This is a genomic window from Natronocella acetinitrilica (assembly GCF_024170285.1).
Lineage (GTDB): Bacteria > Pseudomonadota > Gammaproteobacteria > Nitrococcales > Aquisalimonadaceae > Natronocella > Natronocella acetinitrilica.
Window position 1 is genome coordinate 108,524 of the sequence record NZ_JALJXV010000009.1, and the last position, 24,179, is coordinate 132,702.

The 24,179-nt window shown below is 61.6% G+C and carries 25 protein-coding genes and 1 pseudogene; 14 read left to right on the plus strand and 12 right to left on the minus strand.

Annotated elements, in window-relative coordinates:
• Positions 1-7 precede the first annotated feature (7 nt).
• The 5 genes from J2T57_RS17665 (at position 8) to J2T57_RS17685 (ending at position 3,119) form a co-directional block, all read left to right on the plus strand.
• A complete protein-coding gene (locus tag J2T57_RS17665) occupies positions 8-862 on the plus strand; it encodes a hypothetical protein (protein ID WP_253482481.1) in 855 nt (284 codons plus the stop codon).
• 6 nt (positions 863-868) lie between these two features.
• A complete protein-coding gene (locus tag J2T57_RS17670; RefSeq protein WP_253482484.1) occupies positions 869-1,342 on the plus strand; it encodes a hypothetical protein in 474 nt (157 codons plus the stop codon).
• 63 nt (positions 1,343-1,405) lie between these two features.
• Complete coding sequence (locus J2T57_RS17675; RefSeq protein WP_253482488.1) at positions 1,406-1,612, plus strand: hypothetical protein; 207 nt, start codon at positions 1,406-1,408, stop codon at positions 1,610-1,612.
• Positions 1,613-1,687: 75 nt separating this feature from the next.
• Positions 1,688-2,374 (plus strand): DUF3047 domain-containing protein, encoded by a 687-nt coding sequence (locus J2T57_RS17680; RefSeq protein WP_253482491.1) that lies wholly within the window; start codon positions 1,688-1,690, stop codon positions 2,372-2,374.
• Between the two features lie 4 nt (positions 2,375-2,378).
• Complete coding sequence (locus J2T57_RS17685) at positions 2,379-3,119, plus strand: glutathione S-transferase family protein (protein WP_253482494.1); 741 nt, start codon at positions 2,379-2,381, stop codon at positions 3,117-3,119.
• A 42-nt stretch (positions 3,120-3,161) separates the two neighbouring features.
• Here J2T57_RS17685 and J2T57_RS17690 read toward each other — a convergent pair whose 3' ends face one another.
• The 3 genes from J2T57_RS17690 to J2T57_RS17700 form a co-directional block, all read right to left on the minus strand.
• On the minus strand, positions 3,162-3,443 hold the full coding sequence (locus tag J2T57_RS17690; RefSeq protein ID WP_253482497.1) for a hypothetical protein: 282 nt from the start codon (positions 3,441-3,443) through the stop codon (positions 3,162-3,164).
• 340 nt (positions 3,444-3,783) lie between these two features.
• Positions 3,784-5,028 carry a sulfotransferase family protein gene (locus tag J2T57_RS17695; RefSeq protein ID WP_253482500.1) on the minus strand — a complete coding sequence of 415 codons (1,245 nt, stop codon included), beginning with the start codon at positions 5,026-5,028 and terminating at the stop codon, positions 3,784-3,786.
• Between the two features lie 73 nt (positions 5,029-5,101).
• Positions 5,102-6,277, minus strand: coding sequence for a DcaP family trimeric outer membrane transporter (locus tag J2T57_RS17700; RefSeq protein WP_253482503.1), 1,176 nt, complete (start codon positions 6,275-6,277; stop codon positions 5,102-5,104).
• Positions 6,278-6,590: 313 nt separating this feature from the next.
• Here J2T57_RS17700 and J2T57_RS17705 point away from each other — a divergent pair, with 313 nt between their 5' ends.
• Complete coding sequence (locus J2T57_RS17705) at positions 6,591-7,271, plus strand: hypothetical protein (protein WP_253482506.1); 681 nt, start codon at positions 6,591-6,593, stop codon at positions 7,269-7,271.
• Between the two features lie 157 nt (positions 7,272-7,428).
• Here J2T57_RS17705 and J2T57_RS17710 read toward each other — a convergent pair whose 3' ends face one another.
• The 4 genes from J2T57_RS17710 to corA form a co-directional block, all read right to left on the minus strand.
• A complete protein-coding gene (locus tag J2T57_RS17710; protein WP_253482510.1) occupies positions 7,429-8,127 on the minus strand; it encodes an AbiTii domain-containing protein in 699 nt (232 codons plus the stop codon).
• Positions 8,128-8,273: 146 nt separating this feature from the next.
• On the minus strand, positions 8,274-9,065 hold the full coding sequence (locus J2T57_RS17715) for a phage baseplate assembly protein V (RefSeq protein WP_253482526.1): 792 nt from the start codon (positions 9,063-9,065) through the stop codon (positions 8,274-8,276).
• Positions 8,950-10,122 carry a hypothetical protein gene (locus tag J2T57_RS17720; protein ID WP_253482529.1) on the minus strand — a complete coding sequence of 391 codons (1,173 nt, stop codon included), beginning with the start codon at positions 10,120-10,122 and terminating at the stop codon, positions 8,950-8,952. The genes J2T57_RS17715 and J2T57_RS17720 overlap by 116 nt, the downstream gene beginning before the upstream one ends.
• A 167-nt stretch (positions 10,123-10,289) precedes the next feature.
• Positions 10,290-11,366 carry a magnesium/cobalt transporter CorA gene (gene corA / locus J2T57_RS17725; RefSeq protein ID WP_253482532.1) on the minus strand — a complete coding sequence of 359 codons (1,077 nt, stop codon included), beginning with the start codon at positions 11,364-11,366 and terminating at the stop codon, positions 10,290-10,292.
• Positions 11,367-11,674: 308 nt separating this feature from the next.
• Here corA and J2T57_RS17730 point away from each other — a divergent pair, with 308 nt between their 5' ends.
• The gene (locus J2T57_RS17730) at positions 11,675-11,992 is read left to right on the plus strand and encodes a c-type cytochrome (protein ID WP_253482535.1); all 318 of its coding nucleotides are present in this window, start codon (positions 11,675-11,677) and stop codon (positions 11,990-11,992) included.
• A 101-nt stretch (positions 11,993-12,093) separates the two neighbouring features.
• Positions 12,094-13,374 carry a PQQ-dependent sugar dehydrogenase gene (locus J2T57_RS17735; protein WP_253482538.1) on the plus strand — a complete coding sequence of 427 codons (1,281 nt, stop codon included), beginning with the start codon at positions 12,094-12,096 and terminating at the stop codon, positions 13,372-13,374.
• Positions 13,375-13,521: 147 nt separating this feature from the next.
• Here J2T57_RS17735 and J2T57_RS17740 read toward each other — a convergent pair whose 3' ends face one another.
• Complete coding sequence (locus J2T57_RS17740; RefSeq protein ID WP_253483046.1) at positions 13,522-14,583, minus strand: class I SAM-dependent methyltransferase; 1,062 nt, start codon at positions 14,581-14,583, stop codon at positions 13,522-13,524.
• 150 nt (positions 14,584-14,733) lie between these two features.
• Between J2T57_RS17740 and J2T57_RS17745 the strand changes: the two genes are divergently transcribed.
• Together J2T57_RS17745 and J2T57_RS17750 are read left to right on the plus strand one after the other, a co-directional pair.
• Complete coding sequence (locus J2T57_RS17745; protein ID WP_253482541.1) at positions 14,734-15,777, plus strand: GlxA family transcriptional regulator; 1,044 nt, start codon at positions 14,734-14,736, stop codon at positions 15,775-15,777.
• Between the two features lie 103 nt (positions 15,778-15,880).
• A complete protein-coding gene (locus tag J2T57_RS17750) occupies positions 15,881-16,609 on the plus strand; it encodes a class I SAM-dependent methyltransferase (RefSeq protein ID WP_253482545.1) in 729 nt (242 codons plus the stop codon).
• Between the two features lie 8 nt (positions 16,610-16,617).
• Here J2T57_RS17750 and J2T57_RS17755 read toward each other — a convergent pair whose 3' ends face one another.
• On the minus strand, positions 16,618-17,421 hold the full coding sequence (locus J2T57_RS17755; protein ID WP_253482548.1) for a pirin family protein: 804 nt from the start codon (positions 17,419-17,421) through the stop codon (positions 16,618-16,620).
• 213 nt (positions 17,422-17,634) lie between these two features.
• Here J2T57_RS17755 and J2T57_RS17760 point away from each other — a divergent pair, with 213 nt between their 5' ends.
• Positions 17,635-18,540, plus strand: coding sequence for a LysR family transcriptional regulator (locus tag J2T57_RS17760; protein WP_253482551.1), 906 nt, complete (start codon positions 17,635-17,637; stop codon positions 18,538-18,540).
• A 67-nt stretch (positions 18,541-18,607) separates the two neighbouring features.
• Positions 18,608-19,546, plus strand: coding sequence for a VOC family protein (locus J2T57_RS17765; RefSeq protein ID WP_253482555.1), 939 nt, complete (start codon positions 18,608-18,610; stop codon positions 19,544-19,546).
• An 82-nt stretch (positions 19,547-19,628) separates the two neighbouring features.
• On the opposite strand, the pseudogene J2T57_RS17770 reads toward J2T57_RS17765, so the two are convergent.
• Positions 19,629-19,715, minus strand: a pseudogene (locus tag J2T57_RS17770) (nucleoside deaminase); the annotation flags it as partial.
• A 527-nt stretch (positions 19,716-20,242) separates the two neighbouring features.
• Here J2T57_RS17770 and J2T57_RS17775 point away from each other — a divergent pair.
• Together J2T57_RS17775 and J2T57_RS17780 are read left to right on the plus strand one after the other, a co-directional pair.
• Positions 20,243-20,575, plus strand: a complete 333-nt coding sequence (locus J2T57_RS17775; protein WP_253482558.1) for a hypothetical protein — start codon at positions 20,243-20,245, stop codon at positions 20,573-20,575.
• Between the two features lie 24 nt (positions 20,576-20,599).
• Positions 20,600-22,291, plus strand: coding sequence for a B12-binding domain-containing radical SAM protein (locus J2T57_RS17780; RefSeq protein ID WP_253482561.1), 1,692 nt, complete (start codon positions 20,600-20,602; stop codon positions 22,289-22,291).
• A gap of 12 nt (positions 22,292-22,303) precedes the next feature.
• On the opposite strand, the gene J2T57_RS17785 is transcribed toward J2T57_RS17780, so the two are convergent.
• Both J2T57_RS17785 and J2T57_RS17790 read right to left on the minus strand, forming a co-directional pair.
• Positions 22,304-22,630, minus strand: coding sequence for a DUF4387 domain-containing protein (locus tag J2T57_RS17785; RefSeq protein WP_253482564.1), 327 nt, complete (start codon positions 22,628-22,630; stop codon positions 22,304-22,306).
• Positions 22,630-24,006 (minus strand): acyclic terpene utilization AtuA family protein, encoded by a 1,377-nt coding sequence (locus J2T57_RS17790; protein ID WP_253482568.1) that lies wholly within the window; start codon positions 24,004-24,006, stop codon positions 22,630-22,632. The genes J2T57_RS17785 and J2T57_RS17790 overlap by 1 nt, the downstream gene beginning before the upstream one ends.
• Between the last annotated feature and the right edge of the window lie 173 nt (positions 24,007-24,179).

The window sequence follows — 24,179 nt, forward strand, 5'->3', positions numbered from 1 at the left end:
GCGAGGAATGAACTCACCGGGCGTGCACGATGAAGGGCTGTTGCGGGCGCAGGCCCCGGCATTGGGGATTGGGTCACCCGGCACGGGGGGCGCTGGCAGCAGTGCGGCGTTTCAGGCCAGCATGGATCGCATGGATGCGGAAGGCGGGCCGCGTGCCCCGGGCGTGCCGGCTGATGACGACCGTGCCGCGTTCGACAATGCCATTCGTGCCCTGGAGGCGCAGATCGCCAATGCCGGTGCGCATCTGGCATTGGATTCCTCCACCCGTGCGGCATATTCTCGCAAGGTCGCCGAATTGGCGGATGAACTGCGCGGGCAGGCTGCCAGCGGCCAGATCACCTGGCGTCAGGCGGCGGAACAGGCGACCGAGGCCAGGAACCTCACCATGGAATCCATGCGCTGGCGCAGCACGCCTGTTGGTCAGGCCATGGCCGAGAGCCTCAAGAGCCAGGGACGCACCTTCAATGAACTCATCGCCCGCAAGACCCAGCAGCTTTACGGCAATAATGCCGACTTCAACCGGCTCACCGAAGCCCAGCGCAGCGCTGTCTACGGGGAAGTGGTCAAGTCCGCCGGCAAGTCGAATCCACGGATCGACGCCCAGATGCGTAACCTGTCCCATGCTGGCCGTGGCCTTGTCGGTTTCTCTCTTGCGCTGTCCGCCTATACGGTGATGACGGCGGAGGACAAGGGCGAAGCTGTCCGCAGGGAGGCGGCAATCACTGGCGGCGGCGTCCTCGGCGGGCTGGCCGGCGGCGCTGCCGCCGGGCTCGCTTGCGGGCCGGGTGCGCCGGTCTGCGTGGGTATTGGTGCCTTCGCGGGCGGCGCGGCGGCGGCATTCGGCGTGGCAAGTTTCTGGTAGGGGCGCATGGTGCAACGGGCGACCGGGTTCGAAGCACGGTTGGTGGATGGGGCTCGGGATGCGGCTGCGCTCTGCAGCGAGGTCTGGCTTTCAGGTCAGCCGTTTGGCGGCCAGCTTGAGGGCGCCGTTCTTGAGGCAGCCGTGCAGGCCGATTCAGGAATGTATCTGCTGTTCCTGACCGACGATGTTCCCCACGAGGACTTTCTTCATGTTCACCTGCTCAGCGCGGAAGGCGATCTGCTGGACAGTGCTTCCCTGGGGTATCCCTATGCTACCGGCACGTTCTCGTTGCTGGAGCTTGAGCCGCCAGACCGCATCCGGTTCGGCTTCTTCGGCGAGACGGATTGGATTGTCGAACTGCTGCCCAGGCCAGAGTTGTGCCTGCCGCTTATCGCCGAGCCCCGCGGGGTGCGACGCGCACTGCGGCTGCGCCGTCACTTCAGGATTCATGGAGATCCCCGGCGGGCAGGGCGTTCCTGATCATCCGAAAGAGGCGGTGCTGTAACGAACCGCACCAGCAACACTTCAGCCGCTTATTTCGTAATGAACCGCGCCCGCATGCTGCCGAAGTGGCTTTTCCCATGGTTGCTCCCGCAGTGCGAGCTTGCCATCGTCATAGCCGCGCATGCGGTGATTCGCCAGGGTCTGGGGAAGAAACGTGAAATCCTTGGCCCAGAAGCGGTAGGCCTGGCGCCGAGCGGTGTCTGGATTCCGGATCAGGGCGTCAGCCGATATCGTGGTGGCGGCTAGGTTTACGGGAACTACGCATGGAGTCCGTTGACTGCTATTGGAACACTGGCGTTTTTTCCATCGCGAGGATCCGATATGCACCGCAATAACCGACGTTCCCGTCAGTTCGATCTGTCGCGGCTCCGGGCTGTATCGTGCGCCTTTCTGCTGGGTCCGCTGCTGCTTGCCGCCGGTGCAGCGCATGGTGCGGAGCGCACCTTCGAGCCTGCCGATATCGTCGACTGGGACAATCATTCCTTCGAGGGGGAGACCCGTTACGATCTGGTGGAGATCGACGGCCGGCCCGCCGTGCATGCTGTATGCACCGACTCCACGGCGTCCGGGCTCTTTTTCCGCGAGGAAATCGATCTCGAGCAAACCCCGATTATCGAGTGGTCCTGGCGGGTTGACGAGGTGTTCGACGATCTCGACGAGACGGTGAGGGCGGGGGATGATTATCCGGCGCGGCTCTATGTCGTGGATGAGCGAACCGTCCTGCGCTGGCGCACCCGCGCATTGAATTACGTCTGGAGTTCGGACATGGAGCAGGGCGCCGATTGGCCCAATGCCTATGCCTCCCAGGCTCGTATGATCGCGGTGCGGTCCGGCACCGAAGACGGCGGCACCTGGGTCACCGAGCGGCGCAACATCCGGGATGATTTCCAGCGCTTTCACGACCAGGACAAGACATCCATCAACGCAATCGCGATCATGACCGACTGTGACGACACCGGCCAGGAGGCCGAGGCCTGGTACGGAGAGATTCGTTTGCTGGCGGAGTGACGATGTGACGGAGCAAGCCCCCAGCCTACGCCTTTACCATTCGCCGGACAGCGCCAGCGTGGTGGTCAAATTGGCGCTGGAGGCTTCTGGCACGGCATACGACTGCGTTGTCGTTGATCGCGCCGCCGGAGAGCAACGCGGCGACACCTTTCGTGCGTTGAATCCCCAGGGGCTGGTTCCGGTGCTCATCGACGATGGCGACGTGCTCTACGAGACTGGTGCGATACTTCTGCAACTCGTGGATACCCATGGAGCGCCGGGGCCGCGGCCGGGTGCCGCGAAACGCGCGCAGTTCTACAAGTGGCTCTTCTTCCTCAGTAACACCGTGCATGCCGACCTTCGCGTGGCCTTCTATACGCACCGCTACACCGTAAATCCCGATTGTGTGGAGGCTGTTCGCGCAGCTCTGTGTGAGCGGCTGAGACAGCACTTCACGCTGCTGGACAGCGCACTGGCCGACTCATCGGGTGACTGGCTCATGGGGCGGGAGCAGACAGTGGCAGACTTCTACCTTGCCGCCTGTGCCCGATGGGCCGCGCTCTATCCGTTGGATGCGCCGGTTTGCGGCAAGGAGCCGGCTCGCCTGAAACACGTACGAGTCTGGCTCAAGCGTCTGGAGCAAGTGCAGGAAGTGAAGCGTGTTTTTGCCAGTGATGGCGTCAGCGGGGACGTTTTCACCAAGCCTGATTATCCGCCGGGAATCGAGCGCTTGCTGCGCAGTGCGGGGCCCGGGAAGGAGTGCTGACGATGCCCCCCGGCGGGCGGGGGGCATGGCCAGTCGATGAGATCAGCTTCCTCCTCGAAAGGGGTAGTCGGGGGCAGTCCAGTCGAAGCTCACGGCTTGGTCCCGCTCGGCGATCCGGCGGTCCGGATGGCCGAGGCCGAGGTGGGAGTAGACTTCCTCGTCCACCGGCGGGACATCCGCGAGGGAAATGGCCACGTCGATCGTGGTCTGCGTCGTGGCAGGCAGTCCGAGTGTCCAGTAGACATCGACCTGTTCGGACGACATGGCGGAAGAGGATGCGCCGGCCAGCAGTGCTGAGGCGATGGTGGCGATTAATGTTTTCATGACGGGCCTCCAATGAATCGTGTTTGATTCCATTCGCTCGTCGAATGGTGATTTCATTGTTGACCTTTTCGCGCCTTTTCACTATTCGCTATTTTACGAATCGTAATTACCACAATAAAAAATAGCACCGCGATTAGGCGGTGCTTAAGGGCGCCCCTCAAAGAAAAGTCTACGCTGTTGCGGAAGCCTCGGATTTTTGCAACGCATTAGCGTTCACGAAAACGTTCCTGCTCGACTTTCATGTACTCAACCAGGGTCGCCAGATCCTCCGAACCCCACTCAAATGGCACCGAGCCTAGCATCACGAAAAATCCGTATGTAACGCAGCGGCGTGAATACTTCAGCGCTTCCCTCGGTGCACTTCGGTCATGCCGAAATCATGGTCGGGCCATTGCGTCAGCAGTGGGCCGATGTGTTTCGAGAAGCGGTGCCAGCGACCAATGGAGCGCTGGTGAGGTGGCTCACGAACCTGCCAGCGACTGGCGCTTGTCACTGGCTGCGAATTCTTGAAATACCCGAGGCACGACGCATCCCAGGGCAGGCCACAATGGTCGAGCACACCCTTCATGACCAAGGCCGGTTCGCGCACCAGGGCTTCGTAGTCCACTTCGTGAAGCATCCCCGGCGGCAGCGCTGCCCGCCAGTGCGTCATCAGGCGCTCGTAGAGACGGTAGGCAGTGACCAGTCGCTCAAGGCTGTAGGTGAACGACTGGCCGCGCTGGAAGTGGGTGGTAAAGCAGGAGACGCAGGTATCGAGTGGACTGCGCCGGGTGTGGATGATGCGCGCCGTTGGCAGCACCTGCGCCACCATGCCGGCACGGAGATAGTTGCTGGGCAGCTTGTCCACGATGCGTCTGCCCTTTCCCACGTCCACCCTGCAGGCGTCTCTGTAGGCAGCCGCAAGACGCCTCCTGTCACCCGCGATGAGGCGGGAGCAACCCACGGCGAAACTGCTGTGCGCGCTGATGTCCCGTAACGTCTGGGCCATGACCAGGAGATCATCGCGCTCGCCGCCGCCCACCAGTGCGGGATGGGCGGCAAGCATTTCATGGAGGAGCGTTGTTCCGGAACGCGGCATGCCGATGATGAATATTGGCCCCCTTGGCTCGGCCAGCGGCGTCTGTGCCAGACAGTCCGGTGAGAAGGCAGTCTTGATGGCGTTCGTTTCCCGTTCCAGCGTGTCGCCATCGAAGGGGCGTTGGCCGGCAATGATCGTGTTGGCTTCCTCGTAGGCAGCAAATGCACCATCGGAATCATGGTGACGATCGCGCTCCCGAGCAATGGCGAAAAGCAGGAGCGCGCGCTGTTCGCTGTCATCGGGCGTGTCTCGGACTAGCATCGGAAGCCGTCTGTACTCGAGGTCGCTCAACCGCCCCAACTCCGACAAGCCATGCCATGCCGCGCCGCAGCTTGTGTCATCCTGCAGCGCCGCGCGGTATGCCTTCTCGGCGGAGCCGGCGGCGTTGAGTTGCTCATGGATGGCTCCTGACCGAAGCAGCCAGGCGATTCGTCCCTGGCCGGTCCTGGCCCTCTTGGCCTCTCGCCTGCAATGCGCAAGAGCCTGCCGGGCTGTTGGCTGCTTCATGGATGCTCCCTCCTGGCGGCAAAGATGGGTAACGTCTCCATGGACGTTACCCATCTCTCCCAGGCATGCGTTGTCAGAAGTCCAGGCGTGCCGCGAACTGAACGCGTGTTGCGTTCGCGTCGGATCCGTCACGCAACTCGCGTTGACCCCACTGCAGTTCAACGCCGTACATCAACTGCTCCACCGGGCGATACCGCAGGTTGGCGTGGGCGGTGTAGAGCTTGTCGTCCGCGATCCCGGCGGCCTGTTCGGACGCGGCATCGGAATCGGTATCCACGAAGCCGAACACCAGGCCACCGTTCACGCGCGGGCTCAATGCCTGATCCAGGAAGAGCATGAGGCCGAAATCGCTCACCGTCTCGATGTCTCCACTATCATCCACGTAGCCGTTGAAGAAGCCCGTGCCGTTCTGCCAGAGATAACGGTTGGCCCCGTCGTAGTAGCCGACCTGGCCCCCCAACCGGGTTCCACCGAAAGAATACGAGCCGGCAGCATTGACGCCGAACCCGCTGGTCCGGTCGCTGTTGTTGCCGTCGTCCACTTCGAGTTGGGTGACAACCCCGGACAGCGAATACACCCAGCCGCCGGCGTTGCCTGCAAAACGCAGGGTCACATCTGGGAATGGGTCGTTGCTGTCGCCCGCCGAACGCGTCCCGTTATCCAACGATGTGACCACGTTGGACTCGGGGTTTTCCAGCGAGACCGAAAACCTGCCAGCGTCCGCACCGGGAAACGTATAACGGACCTGGGCCTGCCGGTTGAAGATGTAGCCCGCCGGTCCGCCGAAATCCAGCGTGGGCGCGAATACCATTGGCATGAAGTTGGACCAGGTCTGCCCGGCCAGTATTCCGTTCCATTCAAGGAACGCATGGCGCAGTCTCAGGCCACTGGAGTTGGAGACAACCTCGTTGCCGCCGCCACCGAAGAAGTCCGTCTCGATGTAGCTTCTGACGGGGCCGTGGGCTGTCGGTGTGCGCGTGCCGACCGACAGCCGGGTTTCGTTGGCATGGAAGCGCGTCTTGCCGGTGACATCCGTGCCGTCGTTATCAGCGCCTACGTCGATGCCTCGGAAAAAGGCCGTGTCGCCCAGGTCTTGGTCGACGTTGTAGATGGCATCGAGTTTGATGTAGCCACCGATCTGCAGGGTCGTGTTGCCTGCCTGCAGTTCCAGGGCCTGTGCCGGCGCCGCGGCAATAGCCAGGGCGGATAGCGAGACGAGTCCCGCGGATTTAAGGCTCAGTACTCTCATTGAAATTCTCCTTCGCGTTGACGAATGCCTGATCCACTGATGCTGCTCAGGCCTGTGCCCGGATAAAGTTCTTCCGAAAAATCGGAAGAGTGCCGGCGGTTTCTTGAAGATCTTTATAAAGATCCATTCGAATTCTTGTTTAATTTAAAATTACGACAATGCGTAAAAACTCTTACGTAAATTCCGATTAAGTATTTCCCGAGGGCCTGTGAAGAATTCTTCCTTGCGAATTCGGTTAATACCGATATTGGGGATATCTTTTTGTGACTAGGCTTTGGGTTTAGAGAGCAATTGCACTTAATGGATGTGGGTCATGGTTGCAGCGTCTGAATTCGAAAAGGTCTTTTCCACGCTTTTAGGCGTCGCCGGGAGGCGAACTTTTCATCTGCTACTGCTTTCCTATCTGGAATGTCCGTCGGCACCGTCTGCCACGGCGGAGGGATTGCTGGAGGGGTTCCACGCCTTCGTGGGCCGTTCACAGTTCGCGCGGTCGCTGCCGCATGTCGGTGCGATGGCCAGGCTGGACTGGGCGCTGCATTGTGCGCGGGCCTCGAGTCCCACCCGCGGCCTATCGCCGCGGCAACTCCCCCGACTGGAGCCCACGTCCCTGAGGTACTGTGCTTTCGATGTGCACGAAGGCGCTTCCCTGGTGCTGGTCAGTCCCGCGCACTTCGGTCTCTGGCAGGCCAATGTCAACGGGCCGCGCCCTTTGGGTGATCGAAGCCTCGAGGGCTTCGATGCTGTCCTCTTCTCCCGGGGCGGTGACGAGGTTCAACTCACCGCCTGTGCGGGGCAGGTCGGAGTCCTGCTCGACGCGCTCCGGGATGGGCTAACACTGGAGGAGGCCGTGCGTTACGCCCTGCTCACGGGTCAGAGGTTTGATCTGGCAGCGGCGCTGCGGGTTCTGATGAACGCGGGCGTGGTGACGGCTCTCACCTGCCGGCCAGCGTTAACCAGCTTGCGAAATTCCGACCGTTTCTTGCCGGTACTGTAGCGTCGATTTGGCAACGCCCACGTTGGACTTCCCTCGGCTCAGTAGCGACTGATCGAAGCGACACCTGTCGCCAGCAAAAAGTCGCGCGGAGTGCGTCGGCGCGTAAAGCACCGCCAACCAACCGTACATTGCGCGATCTTGGCGAGCAGATAGCAGATCAGGCCGTGATTCGGTCCATGAGCCGGGACAGGAGGCCGCTTTTGCGTTTGCTCATTTCTGCGGCTGCTGCGGCACCGGATTCCCTGGCGGTTTCGAGCAGAGTATCCAGCGTGAGCGCGATCTGCTCGGCTGCGCTTTTCTCTTCTGCACTGAACGACGAGCCTTGTCCATGCACGCCGGCTTCGAGAAGGGCGCCGCTCCAGTCACGAATGCCATGACGGACCGTTTGCATGAGCAGGTTGACGGCCATCGTCGGCACCACGAGGCAGAGGTCCGTATCAAGGCGCACCAGCGCGCGAATCTCGGCCTGGCGCTCATCATTGAGGGGGCAACGACAGCCCCCGTTGCGAAGGATATCGGCGTAGTTTTCCTCGAGTTCATTTATCCCTGTGGGAAGGCTGAAGCCCGACACGGTGCGTCGCTGAGCGTCGCTTATGGGTGCCTCCACCCAACCTAACCCAGGCCGCCATGCGAGCAGGGCGGCGGTGTTCCCCTGGCGATGGAGCGGCAAGTCCGAATCGTCCGTATAACCGTCAAGCTCCTGGCGCAGCCATTGCGAAACCTGCGTGTCACGCAGGACGGTAGCGACGAAAATGCTGCGCTGAACCAGGTCGGAAAGCTTGTGATCCGGATCTCCGCATTGCTCGTGAATCGATGCGATCATTGACGTCATGGTTCCCTCCCTTGCGTCGAACATACGACGCACCAACTCCGCCGTGGCGAATCCACACAACCAACGCCAAGCCGTTGGCGTTGCTTCGGCTGCACGGCCCAAGCATTTGAAGCTAGAACTTGGCAAGATGAATGAATGCCGACTCAGTCACAGAAAACGGGATATCCCCGCTACCAGATGTTTCCGTCGCCGGGTGTGTATGTGACTGCCGACACGGTGGATGCGATGATCATGTCGGCCTGAATCACTCCGGACGCCTTGAGCATACCGGCGTCAACGTTGACCACCCCAGCACTTAACCGGACGGTCGAGGCCTTGATAGTCACCTCAGTCACCGCATCGATCTCGATTTGCTGGTTGCCGACGGATACCCGCGCGTCACCGTTCCGGATCTCCACACCGTGCCCCTCTCGCAGAACCACTGAAAGCTGCTCGTCACCCAGAGCGAGAGTCACGGAGCCCTGTTCCGGGTTGTCGTCAATCACCAGCGTGCCTTTGTGCGTTGTGATGCTGTGTCGATGGGGCGTATCCGCAGCCGGCGGCGGTGCGGTCTTTCCGTTCCAGAGCGATCCAATGATGAATGGGCGGCCCGGATCTCCCGCATCGAAAGCGATCAGGACTTCATCACCCACGTCCGGCACGAACCATGCGCCGCGTCCCGAGCCGGCCAGGAACTGGGCCAGTCGCGCTGCGACTTCCAGCGGGTGATTCGCTGCCTCTGCGAGTGAGGGCAGTGCGACCCGGAGAATGGCTTGCTGTCGGGCGGACTGATTGTCAATGACGATCCCGCTGTAGACTCCGTAGAGCCGCTGGCCTTCCAGTGCTTTCCGGTCCCTCTCGGCATGCTCATCGACGGATGCGCCCCAAGAAGGAAAAAAGGGTGTCGAATGTACGGATGGGGCGGGGTGGTCCGCCGCTGCTGGGATCGTGATCCCCTGAATCTCTTCGATGTTCACCGGCATGGCGTCGGACCTCCTGGTGTCCCGCCGACGGCCGCTCGCCCAGAAAGCGAGTTTGCAGACCATCCTGCGGTGTGTAGTGATGGGTGACGGAGCGAAGGTAGAACTCGGTGTCCAGTTCCCGGTCGATGCCCTCCAGCGCCAGCCAGTGGCCGGGTTTGAGCCAGGGGCTGTCAGTTGCGATTCCATTAGCCTGCAGATAGCGGAACGCGTGACGGGTAAAGGTGCCACTTGCCAGGGCAGTCGCATGGTCAACCGACGAGGCGGCGATGGGGACAATGCGTTCGTTCTTCAGTCCAAGCTCTGTCAGTCGCGTGATAACCGTTGTGGCCTCGGAGCCTGTCCCCAGAGACGACTGTTGCTCAAGGATCGCCTGTGCAATCGCCATGTCCCATCCTGCTGCTGTTGCGCCAGTGGCTGACGCAAGCAGATCGTGGCGAATGCCGACATCCTGCAGGGTTTCTCCCAGCCGCAACGACTGCGTCGCTCCCGGTGCCGACAGGGCGTCTTCGACGTGCAGCACGCTGTCGCTGTCACACCAGAACTCCGTGCAACAGTGCGCGGCGATCTGGGTGAGGAGTTGCAGGTCAGTCTGCCTGATCTGCGACCAGGTATGCGGGCGGTCCAGCAACGCGGCGTTAGCCTGCAAGGTGAGACCGGCTTTTTGTGCAATGGCGGATAGCACTTTGCGGGCGGTTTCATTTGCGTATTGCCAAACATGCTCCCCGGTCATTGCGTGCCGAAGTGCATCATGGGCCTCCACAACCAGAACCGGTGGCTCGCTGGTCCCCCAGCGTTGCTCGATCGCGGTGATGCGCCCCGCGAATAACAATTCATCACCTACCCGCAACCGCACCGCCGCATGCAACTCCACCGGGGGTTCTTCGGCCCTTGCCGGTTGCACCCCAAGGTGCATGTTCAGGGCCGCCGGCATCCCCAGCGAGTGCGTGACCTCCGCCAGCTTGAGCGCAGCGGATAGGGAAGGATATTTTGCGCCGTCGATCTCGATCTCGATCTCGGGACGCGACGCGACCAAAGGAAGGTCTGGGGATGGAGGCATCACGACTCTCCCAGCAGCTAGCCTGCCCGACGCCGACCCATGCGCTGAAAGCCTGGCGCATGCGCGACGCCTTCTGGAAAGAATAACCTGCCTTGGGCGAAGTGTTGGCGCCCTTGCAAAGGGCGCTGCCATTCGCCGCCTGGGCGGAGAGCCGCCGCGAACGTCTGCTAGAACCAGCGCATGCGCTTGAAGCGCCAGATCATGAATCCGGCGATGCCGATGATCACCAGCCAGACCATGGGATAGCCCCAGTACCAGCCAAGCTCCGGCATGGCAAAGGGACTATTCGGATGCTCGAAATTCATGCCATAGACGCCAACAATGAACGTCAATGGCATGAAGATGGTGGCGATCACCGTGAGTCGGCGGATGCTCTCGTTGAGTCGGTTGCTCATGCTGGAAAGATAGACGTCGAGCAGGCTTGCGATCATGTCCCGGTAACTCTCCACCAGGTCCATCACTTGCACGGTATGGTCGTAGACATCGCGCATCCACAGCAATGTGTCGGAGGTAAAGACATCGGCATGATCCCGCAGCAGCTGATTGATCACCTCCCGCGTCGGCCAAAGATGGCGTCGTAAAACGATCAGCTCCCGCTTCAGGCCGTGCAGTGCGTGCAGGGTCTCCATACCCGGGTTGTCCAGAATGGCCTCCTCCAGCGCATCCACCCGCTCGCCGATGGCATCCAGCACCGGGTAGGCATGGTCGACGGCGGCGTCGATCAGGGCGTAAAGCAAATCGTCGGGCTCGGTGATATGTCGGCCATGTCGCCCCTGCAGACGACGGCGGACCTCTGGAAACGGATCATGCCCGTTCGAGGTAATACTGAGTACAAAGCCCTTGCCCAGAAACAGGGATATCTGGTGGATGTGCAGGGCTCCATCGTCGTCCTTCAGTGGCAGACCAAGGATCATGGTGAGCGTGGTGTCGTAGTCGTCGGCCTTGGGGCGCTGCCCCGTGTTGAGGACGTCTTCCATGGCAAGCGGGTGCAGGCCGAGCCGTTCGCCCAGGCGGTGCAATTGCGCGACCGATGGTGTTCCTTGCACGTCGATCCAATGAAAGTCGTCCGCCGCCGCGGTCGGAGGTACATCCTCAATGGTGACGGTGCTGGTTGCGCTCCAGTGCCCCCGGATACAGGGACTGACCTGGATGCGTTGGACGCCACCATTGGCCTTGTCATCTGTGCTCAGTGTTCCTGGTGCCGTTCCAGGTGGTGGATAACTCTTGTCGAAGATCAGGGCCATGGAACGTCACCGTGGGTCCGCGAAGCCAGATCGGTCCCATTTGAATCGTCTGGAACCGGACTGGCAAGCGTTGATCACAGCGACCGTTGATATGGAAAGGGCACATCAGGAATGCGCAACATGAACTTGCGCGATGGATCAGTGCTGATGTTGACGGTCGTGTGAGGCGGGTCTATATCATTCAACGGACTGATAAAAAAGATGGAGAACGGCCAGTCCACGGTAATCGAGAGGCAATAAAGCGGCTGCGCAGATCCCACTGGCGAGTCTGCATAAGAACGCCTCCAGACAATCGCGTGGTGACCTCGATGAAAAGACCAGTACTTTTCCTTATTGGCGCTGCCGCTGCCCTGGCTATGGCACAGGCCCAGGCTGACGACATCATGGCTGGAGAAGCGCTTTACGCGGAGTCGTGTGTCAGCTGCCACGGTGGATCGGGGCGGGGCATGGCGAGTTTCCCGTCACTTACCGGACGGGATGCAGACTATATCTCCAAGCGGCTCATGCAGTATCGCGCCGGGGAACGAGTGGGGCCGAACAGCGCGTTGATGGCGCCGGCAGCCGCCGAATTGTCCGATGATGACATCGCCAACCTCGCTGCCTATATCTCGACGACTTTCGAGTGAACCAAAGGAGAAACCGAAGTACTACCGCCCCACTGCGGGGTGTTTCGAAGAAGGCCAAAAAACAAGAAAAAAGCAGTGAAAATAAACGAGGAGGAGCATCCATGATTAGGCGCATGACCCAGTTGTCGCTCTGCGCGTTGCTGGCCTCTGGCATGGTCCATGGTGTGACGCATGCCGCAAGCTCAGGCAACGACGTTCCCAGGCTCACGCATACCAGTGTGCTGTCAGGCTTGGATAACCCCTGGGATATGGCGTTTCTGCCTGATGGAACCATGTTCTTCACCGAGAAGTGCCAAGGCTTGTCGGTGCGACTTCCCTCTGGTGATGTGAACGGCTTGCTGGGGATGGACGGTACGGAAGATTTTGCCGAAACCGCTGACGACCTGTTCTGTCATGGTCAGGCCGGCATGAACGGAGTCGCTCTCGATCCCGAGTTCGACGAGAATCGATTTGTCTACGTCTACTCGGCATCAAAGCTCACCACGCCCCACAACAATCGCGTGATCCGGTTGGTGGTCAATGACGATCTCACCGGTGTTTCGGATCGCACCGATATCGTCGAGGACATCGCCTACAAGCAGGAGGCCAGTGATCACCCGTTTGGCGATGCCGGTGCGCACAATGGCGGGCGCATCCGCTTCAATCCGGGCGACGGCTATCTGTACGTGACCACCGGCGATACCCACAACGGCGAGGTGCCGCAACACCCGACGCGGCTGGGCGGAAAAGTGCTTCGTATCGATCGGGACGGCAATGCGGCGGAAGGCAACAACCCGCCGGAGGGTTTCGACCCGCGGATCTTTACCTACGGTCATCGCAACGTGCAGGGCATCGCCTTCCGTCCTGATTCCGACGAGCCGTTCGCGGCGGAACATGGGCCCTGGCACTCCGATGAGGTGAAGAAGCTGGAAGCCGGCGGCAACGCCGGGTGGGATCCCCGCCCCAACGTCGGCGGCCGTGGCGACTGCCCCGACGACTACTGTGGCTATATGCCGAGCCAGATGGAGGCCATGGACCCGGAAGAGCGGATGGCTTTCATGCCGATGACGGATACCGAACGTTTCCCCGACGCAATACGGCCTGCCTGGACCAACAATGGCCTGTCCCAGGGCATGTCTTCCGCGGCGTTCCTGACCGGCTCGCAGTGGAAGGACTGGGAAGGCCGGATGGTTGTCGGCTTCCTGGGCATCGGAATCCATGGAACGCCGATCGGTCACCGACTCGACGTGCTGGATATTGCTGAAGACGGCTTGTCCGTCGAGGTCAGCACCATTTCCCTGCCCATGCCTGCCGGTCGGTTCCGGTCAGTAGTGCAGGGGCCGGACGGCGATCTTTACGTTGCCCTTGATGAAGGTGAGATCTACAGGCTTAGTCCCAACTAGTGTCCCTAAACAGCGGTTCGGCTCAGCCGCACTGCCACCGGGCAGTGCGGCTGGCTTCGGGGTCGGACGCCGCGGCATGCAGCTGTTTCAGGGACGCTTGTTCGACCAGGCAAGCATCCCACTCGATTTTTTGATGGGCCATGGCAGTCACGATGGCATTTCCATGACGCGACAAACGAAGTAGTCGTTCTGGATGTCATGAGCGAGTTCATGGACCTGAATATCGCTGAAGCCCGCCTTGCGGAAGTACTCGAACGCTTTTTCGCGCCCCCACATGGTCCCGAGACCTTCGCCGCCCTGGGCAAGCGACACGGTCATGCAATGCATGATGGACATTGCATAGAGAAAAGCGCCCAGCGGATGGTTGATGTTTTCGTGGTGATGGCTGTGAGCACGGATATCCTGGGCGAGGTAGACGCCATCGTCGGTGAGGGAATGGCGGATACCCCGCAACACCGCCAGGGGATGAGCCTGGTCATGGATGGCATCGAAGGTCGTGATCAGCTCGAAACACCGGGGGATGGCGGTCTCGTCGAAATTGGAGGCATCGCGCATCTCGAATTCGATATTCTTCAGCCCTTTTTGTTGCGCCTGCGTGCGTGCCCAGCTGATCGCTTCTTCGGACAGATCATAGCCAGTGAACCGACTGCGCGGGTATCGCTCGGCCATCATGATCAGGGCTTTGCCTCGACCGCAGCCGACGTCAAGGACCCGAATCCCTGTCTCCAGGCGGGTCGGTAGCCCGGGCACCAGCGGCAGAATATGTTCGAACAATGCGGCCAGCACTGTCTGGCCGCTGTCCTCGGCCATGATTGCCTGGAACCGTGGGTAGCGTTCGTAGGGGACCCCGCCACCATGGCGGAAGCAGTGGAGGATGTCGTCTTCTACCTGCCCAAGCATGGGAAGGAACTGGGCGTAGACGCCCAGGTTGGTTCCCCCGCTATCGGTGATGAGCGCGGCATGGGCTGGGGGCAGGCGATAGGTTGCCCGCTGCGGGTCCATGATGACGACGCCTGCGGCGGTCATGGCCCCGAGCCATTCCCGTACATAGCGTTCGTTCAGGCTGGTCCTTTCGGCCAGGCTCTCGCTGTCCACTGGTGCTCCATTGGCCATGCTCGCCAGTAGTCCCGAACGGTGGCCTAGGGAGACCATCAGCAGCATCCCGGCCTCGTTCAGGGCTTGGACCAGACGCCTTTCGAAGGCGTCCATCGCCTCGGCTAAGACAGGTTCGGACTCTTCAATTGACGCAGTGCCTTGACTCATGGTGGTCTCCTTTTCGGGTCGATGACAGCCGAATAATCGATCATCCCGACGGCGTTCTGCTAGAGTGAAAAAAGCCACTAACTGGTGGTTTCTGCCATGCCGGAAAAGCAAAACCACTTGCGGATTGCCTTCCTGACTCTGCCGGAGTCCACCGGCTCGACACTCTATGGTATGTACGACCTGTTCGCCGCCGTGGACCGCGACTGGGGGCTCATCACGACGGGGAGGCCAGCGTCGTCCCCTTTTCAGCCGGCCACCGTCGCCGCGTCGGTCGGGGGCTTTTGCATGGCAAATGGCGTGCATGTACTTCCGGACCTCAGCCTGGAAGAGGCGGGGACGCCTGAGGTCGTGTGCGTGCCGGAACTGATGGTTTCCCCTAAGACGGATATTCACGGACGCTACCCCCGCGAGGTGGCCTGGCTTCGGCAGTGTTACAAGGCGGGCAGTTACCTGGGTTCGGCCTGTTCCGGCGCCTTGCTGCTGGCCGAAGCGGGGCTGCTGGACGGGCGCGATGCCACGACCCACTGGGGCTACTGCGACAGTCTCGCCCGCCGCTATCCCACGGTGCGGGTCCATCCGCGCCAGGCATTGGTGACCACTGGCGAGGGCGGACGCATTGTCATGGTAGGTGGAGGCTCTTCCTGGCAGGATCTGGCGCTGTTCCTGATCGCCCGGCTGGTTGGGCTTGAGCGGGCACTGCAAGTGGCAAAACTCTATCTCATCGACTGGCACCACGTAGGCCAGCAGCCATACGCTTTGCTCACGCGGCACGTGCAGACAGAGGACGCCACGATCGCGCGGTGCCAACAGTGGCTAGTCGAGCATTATGACCAGGCCCATCCAGTGGCAGAGATGACGCGAATAAGTGGTCTGTCGGAACGGTCCTTCAAGCGTCGGTTTCGGCAAGCTACAGGTCTGTCGCCCATGGTTTACGTCCAGAACCTGCGTCTGGAAGAGGCCAAGCAGTCCTTGGAATCCAGTGATGAGCCGGTGGAGTTGGTAGCTGTAGCCGTGGGCTATGAGGACGCAAGTTTCTTCAGCCGCCTGTTCCGGCAGCGGGTAGGGCTGACACCTGCGCAATACCGCCGCCGCTTCGGCGGTCTCCGACGAGTTCTGGCGGCGGAAGCAGCGTCTCCCTGAGAGTCATCAGCTGACGGGTGACGAGACTGAATTCGGGACCGTCTGTTCGATAATGAGCGGGTGCCACAAATTTTCAGACCCTGAAAACTGCGATGAATACGCAATGAGCAGATCATTTGGCGACGAACAGATTATTGAATCGTGGGCCATCAACGCCAGACCCTGGACGGTCGCGGTGCGCGAGGGGCAGATCGAGAGTCGCAAACGGGTGACGGATCAGGCGATTCTCGAGGCGGTACTCGATCGGCGGCCAGGTTCCGTTCTTGACATCGGTTGCGGCGAAGGCTGGCTAGTCCGCGAGCTTGTGGCCGCAGGCATACAGGCTACGGGGACTGATGTCGTCCCTGAGCTTGTCGAAACAGCACGCCGAGCTGGGGGCGGCGAGTTTCACAGACTGTCCTATGAAGAGATTGCCACCGGCAAGCTCACCGCGTCGGTTGATCTGGTGGTCTGCAATTTCGCCCTGCTGGGAAAGGAATCGGTAGAAGGCCTGTTCAAGGCTATTCAATCCTTGCTGAATGAACGTGGCACATTCGTCGTACAGACTCTGCACCCCGTGATGGCATGCGGTGAGGCGCCATATCTTGACGGGTGGCGAGAAGGCTCATGGGCCGGATTCAGTAAGGACTTCTCCAACCCGGCCCCCTGGTACTTCAGAACCGTGGAGAGCTGGATTGCCCTATTCGTCGAAAGCGGTTTCCAGCTTGTCGCGTGTCGCGAACCACTCCATCCCCAAACCGGTAAGCCGGCCTCCATCATTTTCATCGCGGAACCTGCTGGCTTAACCCGCCCGGCGGGAAATAAGAAACGGCGCTACCGGACGGACCGGTAGCGCCGTGGTTAGTGGCTGCTCTGGCCGAAGCGACCGTTATGGAAGTCACTGATGGCCTGTTGGATCTCCGCGGTGGTGTTCATGACAAAGGGTCCATGGCCGACCACGGGCTCGTCGATGGGCTCACCGCTCAACAGGAGCAACGTGGCATCGTTGTTGGCCTCCAGTGTGATGTCGGTGCCTTCCCTGCCCAGCACGACCAACCCGGCATTCCGGCTGATGGTGGTGTCATTGACCAACACCGGGCCATGCAGAGTCACCACACTCCCACCCCAGCCTTCCGGCAGGGTCAGGGTCGTGTTGCGGCCCGCCTTGAGGCGGACATCCCACACGTTCATCGGCGTATGGGTCCTCGCAGGGCCAACGCGCCCGGCATGTTCCCCGGCGATGACGCGCAAGGTACCTGCACCGTCGGGGAGTTCCATCATGGGAATATCCTCGGCGGTGATGGCCTGGTAGTCCGGGGCCACCGTCTTGTACCGGGCAGGCAGATTGACCCAGAGCTGCACCATCTCCAGGGTGCCGCCATCCTTCGCCAAACGATCACCGTGGTACTCCTCGTGGATGATTCCTGCGCCGGCGGTCATCCACTGCACGTCGCCGGGCCCGATCAGCCCGCCGTTGCCCGCCGTGTCATGGTGCGCAACCTCACCCTGGTAGACGATGGTGACCGTCTCGAAGCCCCGGTGGGGGTGCGGACCGACGCCACGACGGAACCTGGTGGGCTTGAATTCAGCCGGGCCTGCATAGTCGAGCAGCAGGAACGGGCTCAGCGACTCGGCATTGTCCTGGTAGGAGAACAGCGAGCGCACGGGAAAGCCATTGCCTACCCAGTGCCCGGAGCCGCCGGAGCCGGTATGCAGAATCGTTTTCGTTTGCCATCTCCTTTAGGGAAGCGTGAATACTTCAGCGCTTCCCTGGTTCATTGCAAAGTCTGACCGCAAGTCTATGTTCGAGACGATGTTTTGTTTAGATGGCTAATTTCAGACTCAGTGTTTCAGAATTAGAACGATAAAAGGCGGGTGATGGAGAATCTCAACGACCTCTATTTTTTCGTACAGGCCGTGGAGCACGGTGGTTTCGCGCCGGCCGGACGCGCCCTGGGCGTGCCGAAGTCGAAGCTAAGCCGGCGGGTCGCCTTGCTGGAGAAAAGGTTGGGCGTACGCCTGATTCACCGCTCTACCCGGCGCTTCGTGCTGACGGACGTCGGTCGGCGCTATTTCACGCACTGTCAGGCCATGCTGGTGGAAGCGGATGCCGCCCAGGAGGTGATCGACAGCCTCACTGCCGAACCGGCCGGCGTCATTCGGCTGACCTGTCCCATCGGCCTGCTCAACTTCCATATTGGCGAGATGCTTGCCCGGTTCCTGGCCCAGTGCCCGAATGTGTCGATTCAACTGGAGGCCACCAATCGGCATGTGGATGTGATCGGCGAGGGCATGGACATGGCGATCCGGGTGCGGCCAAGGCCGCTCGAGGATAGCGACCTGGCGTTGCGGGTGCTGTCCGATCGCGGGCAGTGCCTTGTCGCCAATCCGACACTGGCCGAACGCATGGGATTGCCGGACAAACCCGAGGATTTGAGTAACTGGCCGAGCCTGAGCCGCGCCGTGCCGCAGGAAAACCATGCCTGGGTGCTGGAAAACGCTGCCGGCGAGACGGTAACCGTCCAACACACACCGCGCTACATTACCACCGATATGCTGGCCTTGAAGGCTGCCGCGCTCGCCGGGGTGGGCGTTGCCCAGTTGCCGGTGCTGATGCTGTCCCGTGAGCTTGAAAGTGGCGCACTGGTCAGTGTGCTACCCCAGTGGCGGCCGCCGAGAGAGGTCATTCATATCGTGTTTCCCTCACGGCGAGGCATGCTGCCTTCGGTACGGGCCCTTATCGATTTCCTTGTCGACAGTTATCGTGGGTTCGAGGAGGACTAGCCGCACGTCGATTCATTCCGGAGTCACTCGACAATACATCCAGAATGCACTGACGGGAGACAGGACCATGACAGCAAACAAATGCACAATCGTTCCTCACCTTTGGTACGACACGAATGCCCGGGAGGCTGCGGCCTTCTATTCATCGGTCTTCCCTGACTCGGGCATCACCCACACGACGACGCTTCACGACACACCCTCGGGGGACTGCGACATCGTGTCCTTCCGCATCTGGGGGCAGCCTTTCATGGCGATCAGCGCCGGGCCGCTGTTCACCTTCAATCCTTCAGTCTCGTTCATGGTCAACTACGACCCAATGCGATTCGACCCGTCGCCATCCCGTGAGGCCAATGCCAGGGACAGCCTGGACGAAGCCTGGGCACGGCTGTCCGAGGGCGGAACAGTGCTGATGCCCATCGACGAATATCCCTTCAGCACCCGTTACGGCTGGATTCAGGATCGCTACGGTCTGTCCTGGCAGTTGATACTGTCCGATCCGGAAGGTGAGCCGAGGCCCGCCATCATCCCGGCGCTATTGTTCACCGGCAATGTATGCGGCAAGGCTGAGGAGGCGGGCGCGTTCTACCGCTCCGTCTTTCCGGGTTCGGTCGCCGGACAACTCGCCCGCTATCCGGCGGGAATGGAGCCGAATCGCGAAGGAACGCTGATGTTCTCCGATTTCCGACTTGGCAAGTCATGGATGGTGGCCATGGATAGCGCCCTTGATCACGGTTTCGCCTTCAATGAGGCGGTTTCCTTAATGGTTCACTGCGACACCCAGGACGAGATCGATCACTACTGGTCCAGGCTTTCATCTGTTCCCGAGGCAGAGCAGTGCGGTTGGTGCAAGGATCGATACGGCCTGTCGTGGCAGATTGCCTCGCGGTTGGCGGAGGCAGCCATGACCAGTGGTGATCGGAAGACGATCGACCGGGTCACGCAGGCATTTCTGAAAATGAAGAAACTCGACCTGGCGGTTCTGGAAAAAGTCTGCCGGCGCGAATGAGCCCTGGCGATGGCGACCATGACCGGGTAGCGCCGCTACTCATTGCCCCGCTGCATGGGTCGCAAAGCGGTTCAACGCCGTGGACATCCACCGTCACGCCGCGACTCCTGGGCAGGGCCTCTTCGCCAAGGAACGTGTGATTCTCGCCGACGACAACGCGGGGAATGCCGCCCTCCCGTCTGCCGGCTTCAGCTTCTTCAATGGCGGCCAGCATGAATTCGTCCATGCTCCTTGAAACCTGATTGCAATGAATGGGTTCAGGCATTTCGGGGATTCCCGCATTTGCCCGGTGAACCAACTATACTCCGAACGTGTTCTCGGAATCGAAACACAGCCTTCTAGGGAAGCGCTGAAGTATTCACGCCGTCGCGTTACACACGGATTTTTCGTGATGCTAGGCGCGGCGCGCAGCGTCGTGGTGGTGCCACGACCAAGCGTCGCAACAACGCAGCGCGGGAAATCCGTGCGTAACCCCATGGGGCTCGGCCGGTTTTCGCCCATGGCGTTGTCGCAAGCCACCACAGGTAGAACCACTACCTGCGGCGCCTTGCTCCTAGCCACGAACGAAAACCGGACTCGAGCGCAGCGGCGTGAATACTTCAGAGCTTCCCTGGTGCCTTTTGCAAGATAAATACAGCGTGAATTCAACAGGGTGGTTGAACGTAATTGTGGTCATGCACAAACGAGGGAATGACAATGGTCACGAATTTCAGCGCTCTTGTGGCACAGGTGCAGATTCTCAAGCGTCGTTTTGATTTTCTCGAGGAACTGATTCTCTCCGGCCGGTTTCCCGATCTCGGGCCCATTACTGACCCCGCGCCGGACGCGGGGGTGGGTGGCGGTTTCGTGGGCGGAACCGTTGGCCGCTGGCCCGGCGGGTTCGGGCCCGTGACCGACCCCTCGCCGGAGGATCTCGTCAACCTGGGCAAGGTGCAGATCGAAGCCCGGCTGGCGGAGATTGCCTTTACACGACAGCGACTCGACCGCATGGAAGGCCTGCTCAAGGAACAGCTGGGCAAGAAAAAATAGCGGCCGCGAAAAGGAGGGGCTGTCATGACGTTTCCGGTTGCGGAGAGGCGGCTGCGCGTGTTGTTCGTGGGGTTCCAGGACCAGGATAACCTGGGCCTCAGATACCTCATGGCCGCCGCGTCGCAGGCCGGCCATGAGGTGGGTATCGAGACGTTTTCCTCCGATCCCCGGCAACTTGTTCAGCGCGTTCAGGAGTGGCGGCCCGAGGTGATCGGGCTGTCACTCATCTTCCAGTACATGACACCGCGCTTCGGGGCCGTCGTGGAGGCCCTGCGAAGCGCCGGCACGACTGCCCATATCACCCTTGGCGGGCATTATCCGAGTTTCGATCCCGCCGCCGTGCTCAACGGCATCCCCGGGGCCGATTCCGTGGTGCGATTCGAGGGCGAGGCCACCCTGGTGGAGTTGCTGGACTGCCTCGCGGCGGGGCGCGAGTGGCGCGGCATTCAGGGCATCGCCCACCGCCTGGACGATGGCGCGGTCAAGACCAATCCGCTACGGCCCCAGGTCATGGATCTCGATTCCCTGCCATGCCCCGTGCGCGACGATATTCGTTACGAACAGGCCGACCAGGCCACGGCGGCCATTCTTGGTTCCCGTGGCTGCCCCTGGAATTGCGAGTTCTGTTCCATACGACCCTTCTATGAAGCCCAGGAAGGCCAGCTACGGCGATTACGACGGCCGGCGGCGGTGCTCGACGAGATGCGCGCGCTCTACCACGAGCGTGGTGTCGCGCTGTTCCTGTTCCAGGACGATGACTTTCTGGCGACCGGCTCCCGCGCCCGGCGCTGGGCCGGGGAGTTGTCCGACCTGATTGCCGAGAGCGACATCGGTGGCCGCATTGCCTTCAAGATATCCTGCCGCTCCGATGAACTGCGCCCCGACATTATCGAGCGCATGAAGCGTGGCGGTCTCACCCACGTTTACATGGGCGTGGAATCCGGCGACGAGGAGGGGCTTGCCCACATGCGCAAGCAGATGAAGCCCCAGGCCCACATTGATGCTGGCAACATGCTGCGGGAGGCGGGGTTGTCCTTCGACTTCGGTTTCATGCTGCTGGAGCCCTGGTCGGACATGCGCATCACCCGCAGCAACGTGGATTTTCTTGATCGTTTCGTCGGCGACGGCTGGACGGTGGCCAGCTTCTGCCGAATGCTGCCGTACTCCGGCACGCCGGTGGAGCGCAAGCTGCTGCAGGAAGGTCGTTTGAAGGGCAGCGCCTTCGAGCCCGACTATTCGTTTCTCGATCCGAGACTGGACCTGCTCTACGCCTGGGTGCTGCAAACTTTCCACACCCGCAATTTCACCAGCGAGGGTCTGTGCCACATCCTTCGCGCCCTGAATTTCGAGGCCCGGCTACAGTCGCCGGCAACCCGCTGGATGCAGCCCGAGGAGGCACGCTGGTTGCAGCATGTGACGGCGCTGGCGAACGGCTCGGCCATCAGTGTCCTGCGGGCGGCATTGGATCGCATCGAGGCGACACCGCTGGATGAACTGAGCGTGGACGACCCGTTTCTCACCCACCTGACCGATATGGAACGCCGCGAGCAAGAGCGGCTCACCGCGATGGTCTCCCGCTTCTTCACCGCCCCGGATCGTCAGGCGCGACGCAGCGCGAGACGGCGCGCCCATGACCACCAGTTGCTGGGGGGGTTCGACCGCTCCTGGACCATGGCGCAGTCGGACTGGGAGGCCCGGGGTATCGGGGTGCGTTGACCGCCCCGCACATCAGGGCACCGGCACCAGCAGGCCATCGAGGAGGGGGCCATGCTGCTGGGCGCCGTACACGTCCGAGTCACCGAAGCTCCCCGACGTTTTCAGACGGCGGATCGTGACTTTCACCGCCAGGGCCGGTGGGTAATGGATGACGTCGCCGACATCCTCCAGCCCGCACCGGTAGAGGCGGGCAAAGGCTTCCCGGTTCAGCACGCCGCTGGCCTGCACCGCGTCGAAGGTGGGCCGGTCGGGTAGAATGATATCCAGCGTCAGCGTGAAGGGGCTGCAGTTCTTGCTGCGAATCACCCGGGCGACTTGCGACAGGGGGCGTTGCTGCATCAGCCGATCCTCCTTGCGACCGCCTCGAAAGCGGTCTGCTCAAGTTCCATGTCCAGCAGGTGATAAAGACTGAACGTGTAGCAGGGGCCGCAGGAAATGTCCGACGGGCTGAACGGCAGGGCCAGGTTACCTGCGGTGGCGATCCGTCCAGGGTAGCCGAAGTGCAGCAGGGTACTGCGCAGCATGCCGCAGCCCGCATCGGCGGCTTCCTGGGTTTCCGCAAGCACTTCCAACACCAGACCGACTTCGTGGCCGGGGTTCCGGTTGGGTTCCCTGGACCCCATCACGCCGTCGCGCCCGTAGACATGGGCCGCGATGCGGAGCGCTGGTTGCTCGGCGCGCACATCCGAGGAGATGCTGTCGATCACGTCGTCCAGTTGCCGGATGAACCGCGGGTCGCGGATGCCGGCGATGAACAGGCTCCGATACCCTTCGCGCCGGGCACCTTCGAGCTTGACGCAGGGCCTGGCCGGCGGCTGCAGGCGGCTGCCGGTGACCCGCACGCGCCCCCCGGACAGTGCTTCATAGCGGACATCCGTGAGATCCAGCGTGCCCTCCGGTCCGGGCAGGTGATAGGGGTCGGACTTCTCGTAGAGGGCGTGGGCGGCGACGGAGTAATCCGTGAACGAGCGAGCCGGACTCAGGGTCTCGAGGGTGAATCCATCCGCGTCCACGGTGCCCAGCACGCAGTCGCGGCCGCTGCCGGGATCGGCGGCGATGGCGGCACATTCCAATATCTTGCCCATGTGCAGCGCGGCGGCGTCGGGGTAGCCGGCAACCATGGCGGGCGCGGCAAACACGGCCGGATCGTAGGCGCGACCGCAGACGATGACCTTGAAGCCGCGCCGCAGTGCGCGCGCAACGGGCGGGCAGCCGATTTGGGCGACGATCCGCTCCGTGGCGGCCAGGCTGCCTTCGTCCAGTGCCGGCGCGTGATCCAGCGCCGTGATCTCGTCGGCGGCGAGGGCCTGGGCAACCCGTTGCGCCTCCACGTCCGTGTAGATCACGCCAACGTCCACCGTCATGCCGTGGTCACGGGCCACCTGATCAAGGATCTCAAGGGTCCAGTCCACGTGCGGCTTTGCCCCCGCGCCGCCAGCCGTACCGATGATCAGCGGTATGTCGCGCTCCCGGGCCGCCGGCAGAAGCAGCGCGAGATCCCGCAATGTCGCGCTGCGACTGACAAAGGGTTTGCCGGCGCCGAGGTAGAACGGGCCGGGGTCGACACTGCCGGCATCCACGGCGATCGCGTGGGGCTCTCGGCCAAGGCCGCGCCGCAACGACTCTACCGGAAAGCCGTACCCCAGAATGGCCGTGGGTGACAGAATGCGGAATTCGTCTGAGCTTGCCATGCCGATGTCCGTTGCTGAATTCATGTGTCTCTCACAAAGTCGGAATACTTCAGCGCTTCCCTGAACGTAAAATAACATCGGCCAGCAATTGCTGTTCGAACTGCCGCCCCCATCGTCGACCCGCACTGGGCATTTGTTGCGCCCTTCGGGACAGGCGTAACGTCTCATGGTTGGGGTCCGCGAGAGCGCCAGGGTTG

Excerpts from the sequence above, each read along its gene's own strand:
- J2T57_RS17750 (WP_253482545.1), top strand. The coding sequence starts at position 15,881 with ATGAGCAGATCATTTGGCGACGAACAGATTATTGAATCGTGGGCCATC.
- J2T57_RS17700 (WP_253482503.1), bottom strand. The coding sequence starts at position 6,277 with ATGAGAGTACTGAGCCTTAAATCCGCGGGACTCGTCTCGCTATCCGCC.
- J2T57_RS17680 (WP_253482491.1), top strand. The coding sequence starts at position 1,688 with ATGCACCGCAATAACCGACGTTCCCGTCAGTTCGATCTGTCGCGGCTC.
- J2T57_RS17740 (WP_253483046.1), bottom strand. The coding sequence starts at position 14,583 with ATGGACGCCTTCGAAAGGCGTCTGGTCCAAGCCCTGAACGAGGCCGGG.
- J2T57_RS17675 (WP_253482488.1), top strand. The coding sequence starts at position 1,406 with ATGAACCGCGCCCGCATGCTGCCGAAGTGGCTTTTCCCATGGTTGCTC.
- J2T57_RS17695 (WP_253482500.1), bottom strand. The coding sequence starts at position 5,028 with ATGAAGCAGCCAACAGCCCGGCAGGCTCTTGCGCATTGCAGGCGAGAG.
- J2T57_RS17780 (WP_253482561.1), top strand. The coding sequence starts at position 20,600 with ATGACGTTTCCGGTTGCGGAGAGGCGGCTGCGCGTGTTGTTCGTGGGG.
- J2T57_RS17745 (WP_253482541.1), top strand. The coding sequence starts at position 14,734 with ATGCCGGAAAAGCAAAACCACTTGCGGATTGCCTTCCTGACTCTGCCG.
- corA (WP_253482532.1), bottom strand. The coding sequence starts at position 11,366 with ATGGCCCTGATCTTCGACAAGAGTTATCCACCACCTGGAACGGCACCA.
- J2T57_RS17760 (WP_253482551.1), top strand. The coding sequence starts at position 17,635 with ATGGAGAATCTCAACGACCTCTATTTTTTCGTACAGGCCGTGGAGCAC.
- J2T57_RS17730 (WP_253482535.1), top strand. The coding sequence starts at position 11,675 with ATGAAAAGACCAGTACTTTTCCTTATTGGCGCTGCCGCTGCCCTGGCT.
- J2T57_RS17705 (WP_253482506.1), top strand. The coding sequence starts at position 6,591 with ATGGTTGCAGCGTCTGAATTCGAAAAGGTCTTTTCCACGCTTTTAGGC.
- J2T57_RS17785 (WP_253482564.1), bottom strand. The coding sequence starts at position 22,630 with ATGCAGCAACGCCCCCTGTCGCAAGTCGCCCGGGTGATTCGCAGCAAG.
- J2T57_RS17720 (WP_253482529.1), bottom strand. The coding sequence starts at position 10,122 with ATGCCTCCATCCCCAGACCTTCCTTTGGTCGCGTCGCGTCCCGAGATC.
- J2T57_RS17710 (WP_253482510.1), bottom strand. The coding sequence starts at position 8,127 with ATGTTCGACGCAAGGGAGGGAACCATGACGTCAATGATCGCATCGATT.
- J2T57_RS17735 (WP_253482538.1), top strand. The coding sequence starts at position 12,094 with ATGATTAGGCGCATGACCCAGTTGTCGCTCTGCGCGTTGCTGGCCTCT.
- J2T57_RS17790 (WP_253482568.1), bottom strand. The coding sequence starts at position 24,006 with ATGAATTCAGCAACGGACATCGGCATGGCAAGCTCAGACGAATTCCGC.
- J2T57_RS17690 (WP_253482497.1), bottom strand. The coding sequence starts at position 3,443 with ATGAAAACATTAATCGCCACCATCGCCTCAGCACTGCTGGCCGGCGCA.
- J2T57_RS17665 (WP_253482481.1), top strand. The coding sequence starts at position 8 with ATGAACTCACCGGGCGTGCACGATGAAGGGCTGTTGCGGGCGCAGGCC.
- J2T57_RS17715 (WP_253482526.1), bottom strand. The coding sequence starts at position 9,065 with ATGCCGGTGAACATCGAAGAGATTCAGGGGATCACGATCCCAGCAGCG.
- J2T57_RS17775 (WP_253482558.1), top strand. The coding sequence starts at position 20,243 with ATGGTCACGAATTTCAGCGCTCTTGTGGCACAGGTGCAGATTCTCAAG.
- J2T57_RS17670 (WP_253482484.1), top strand. The coding sequence starts at position 869 with ATGGTGCAACGGGCGACCGGGTTCGAAGCACGGTTGGTGGATGGGGCT.
- J2T57_RS17765 (WP_253482555.1), top strand. The coding sequence starts at position 18,608 with ATGACAGCAAACAAATGCACAATCGTTCCTCACCTTTGGTACGACACG.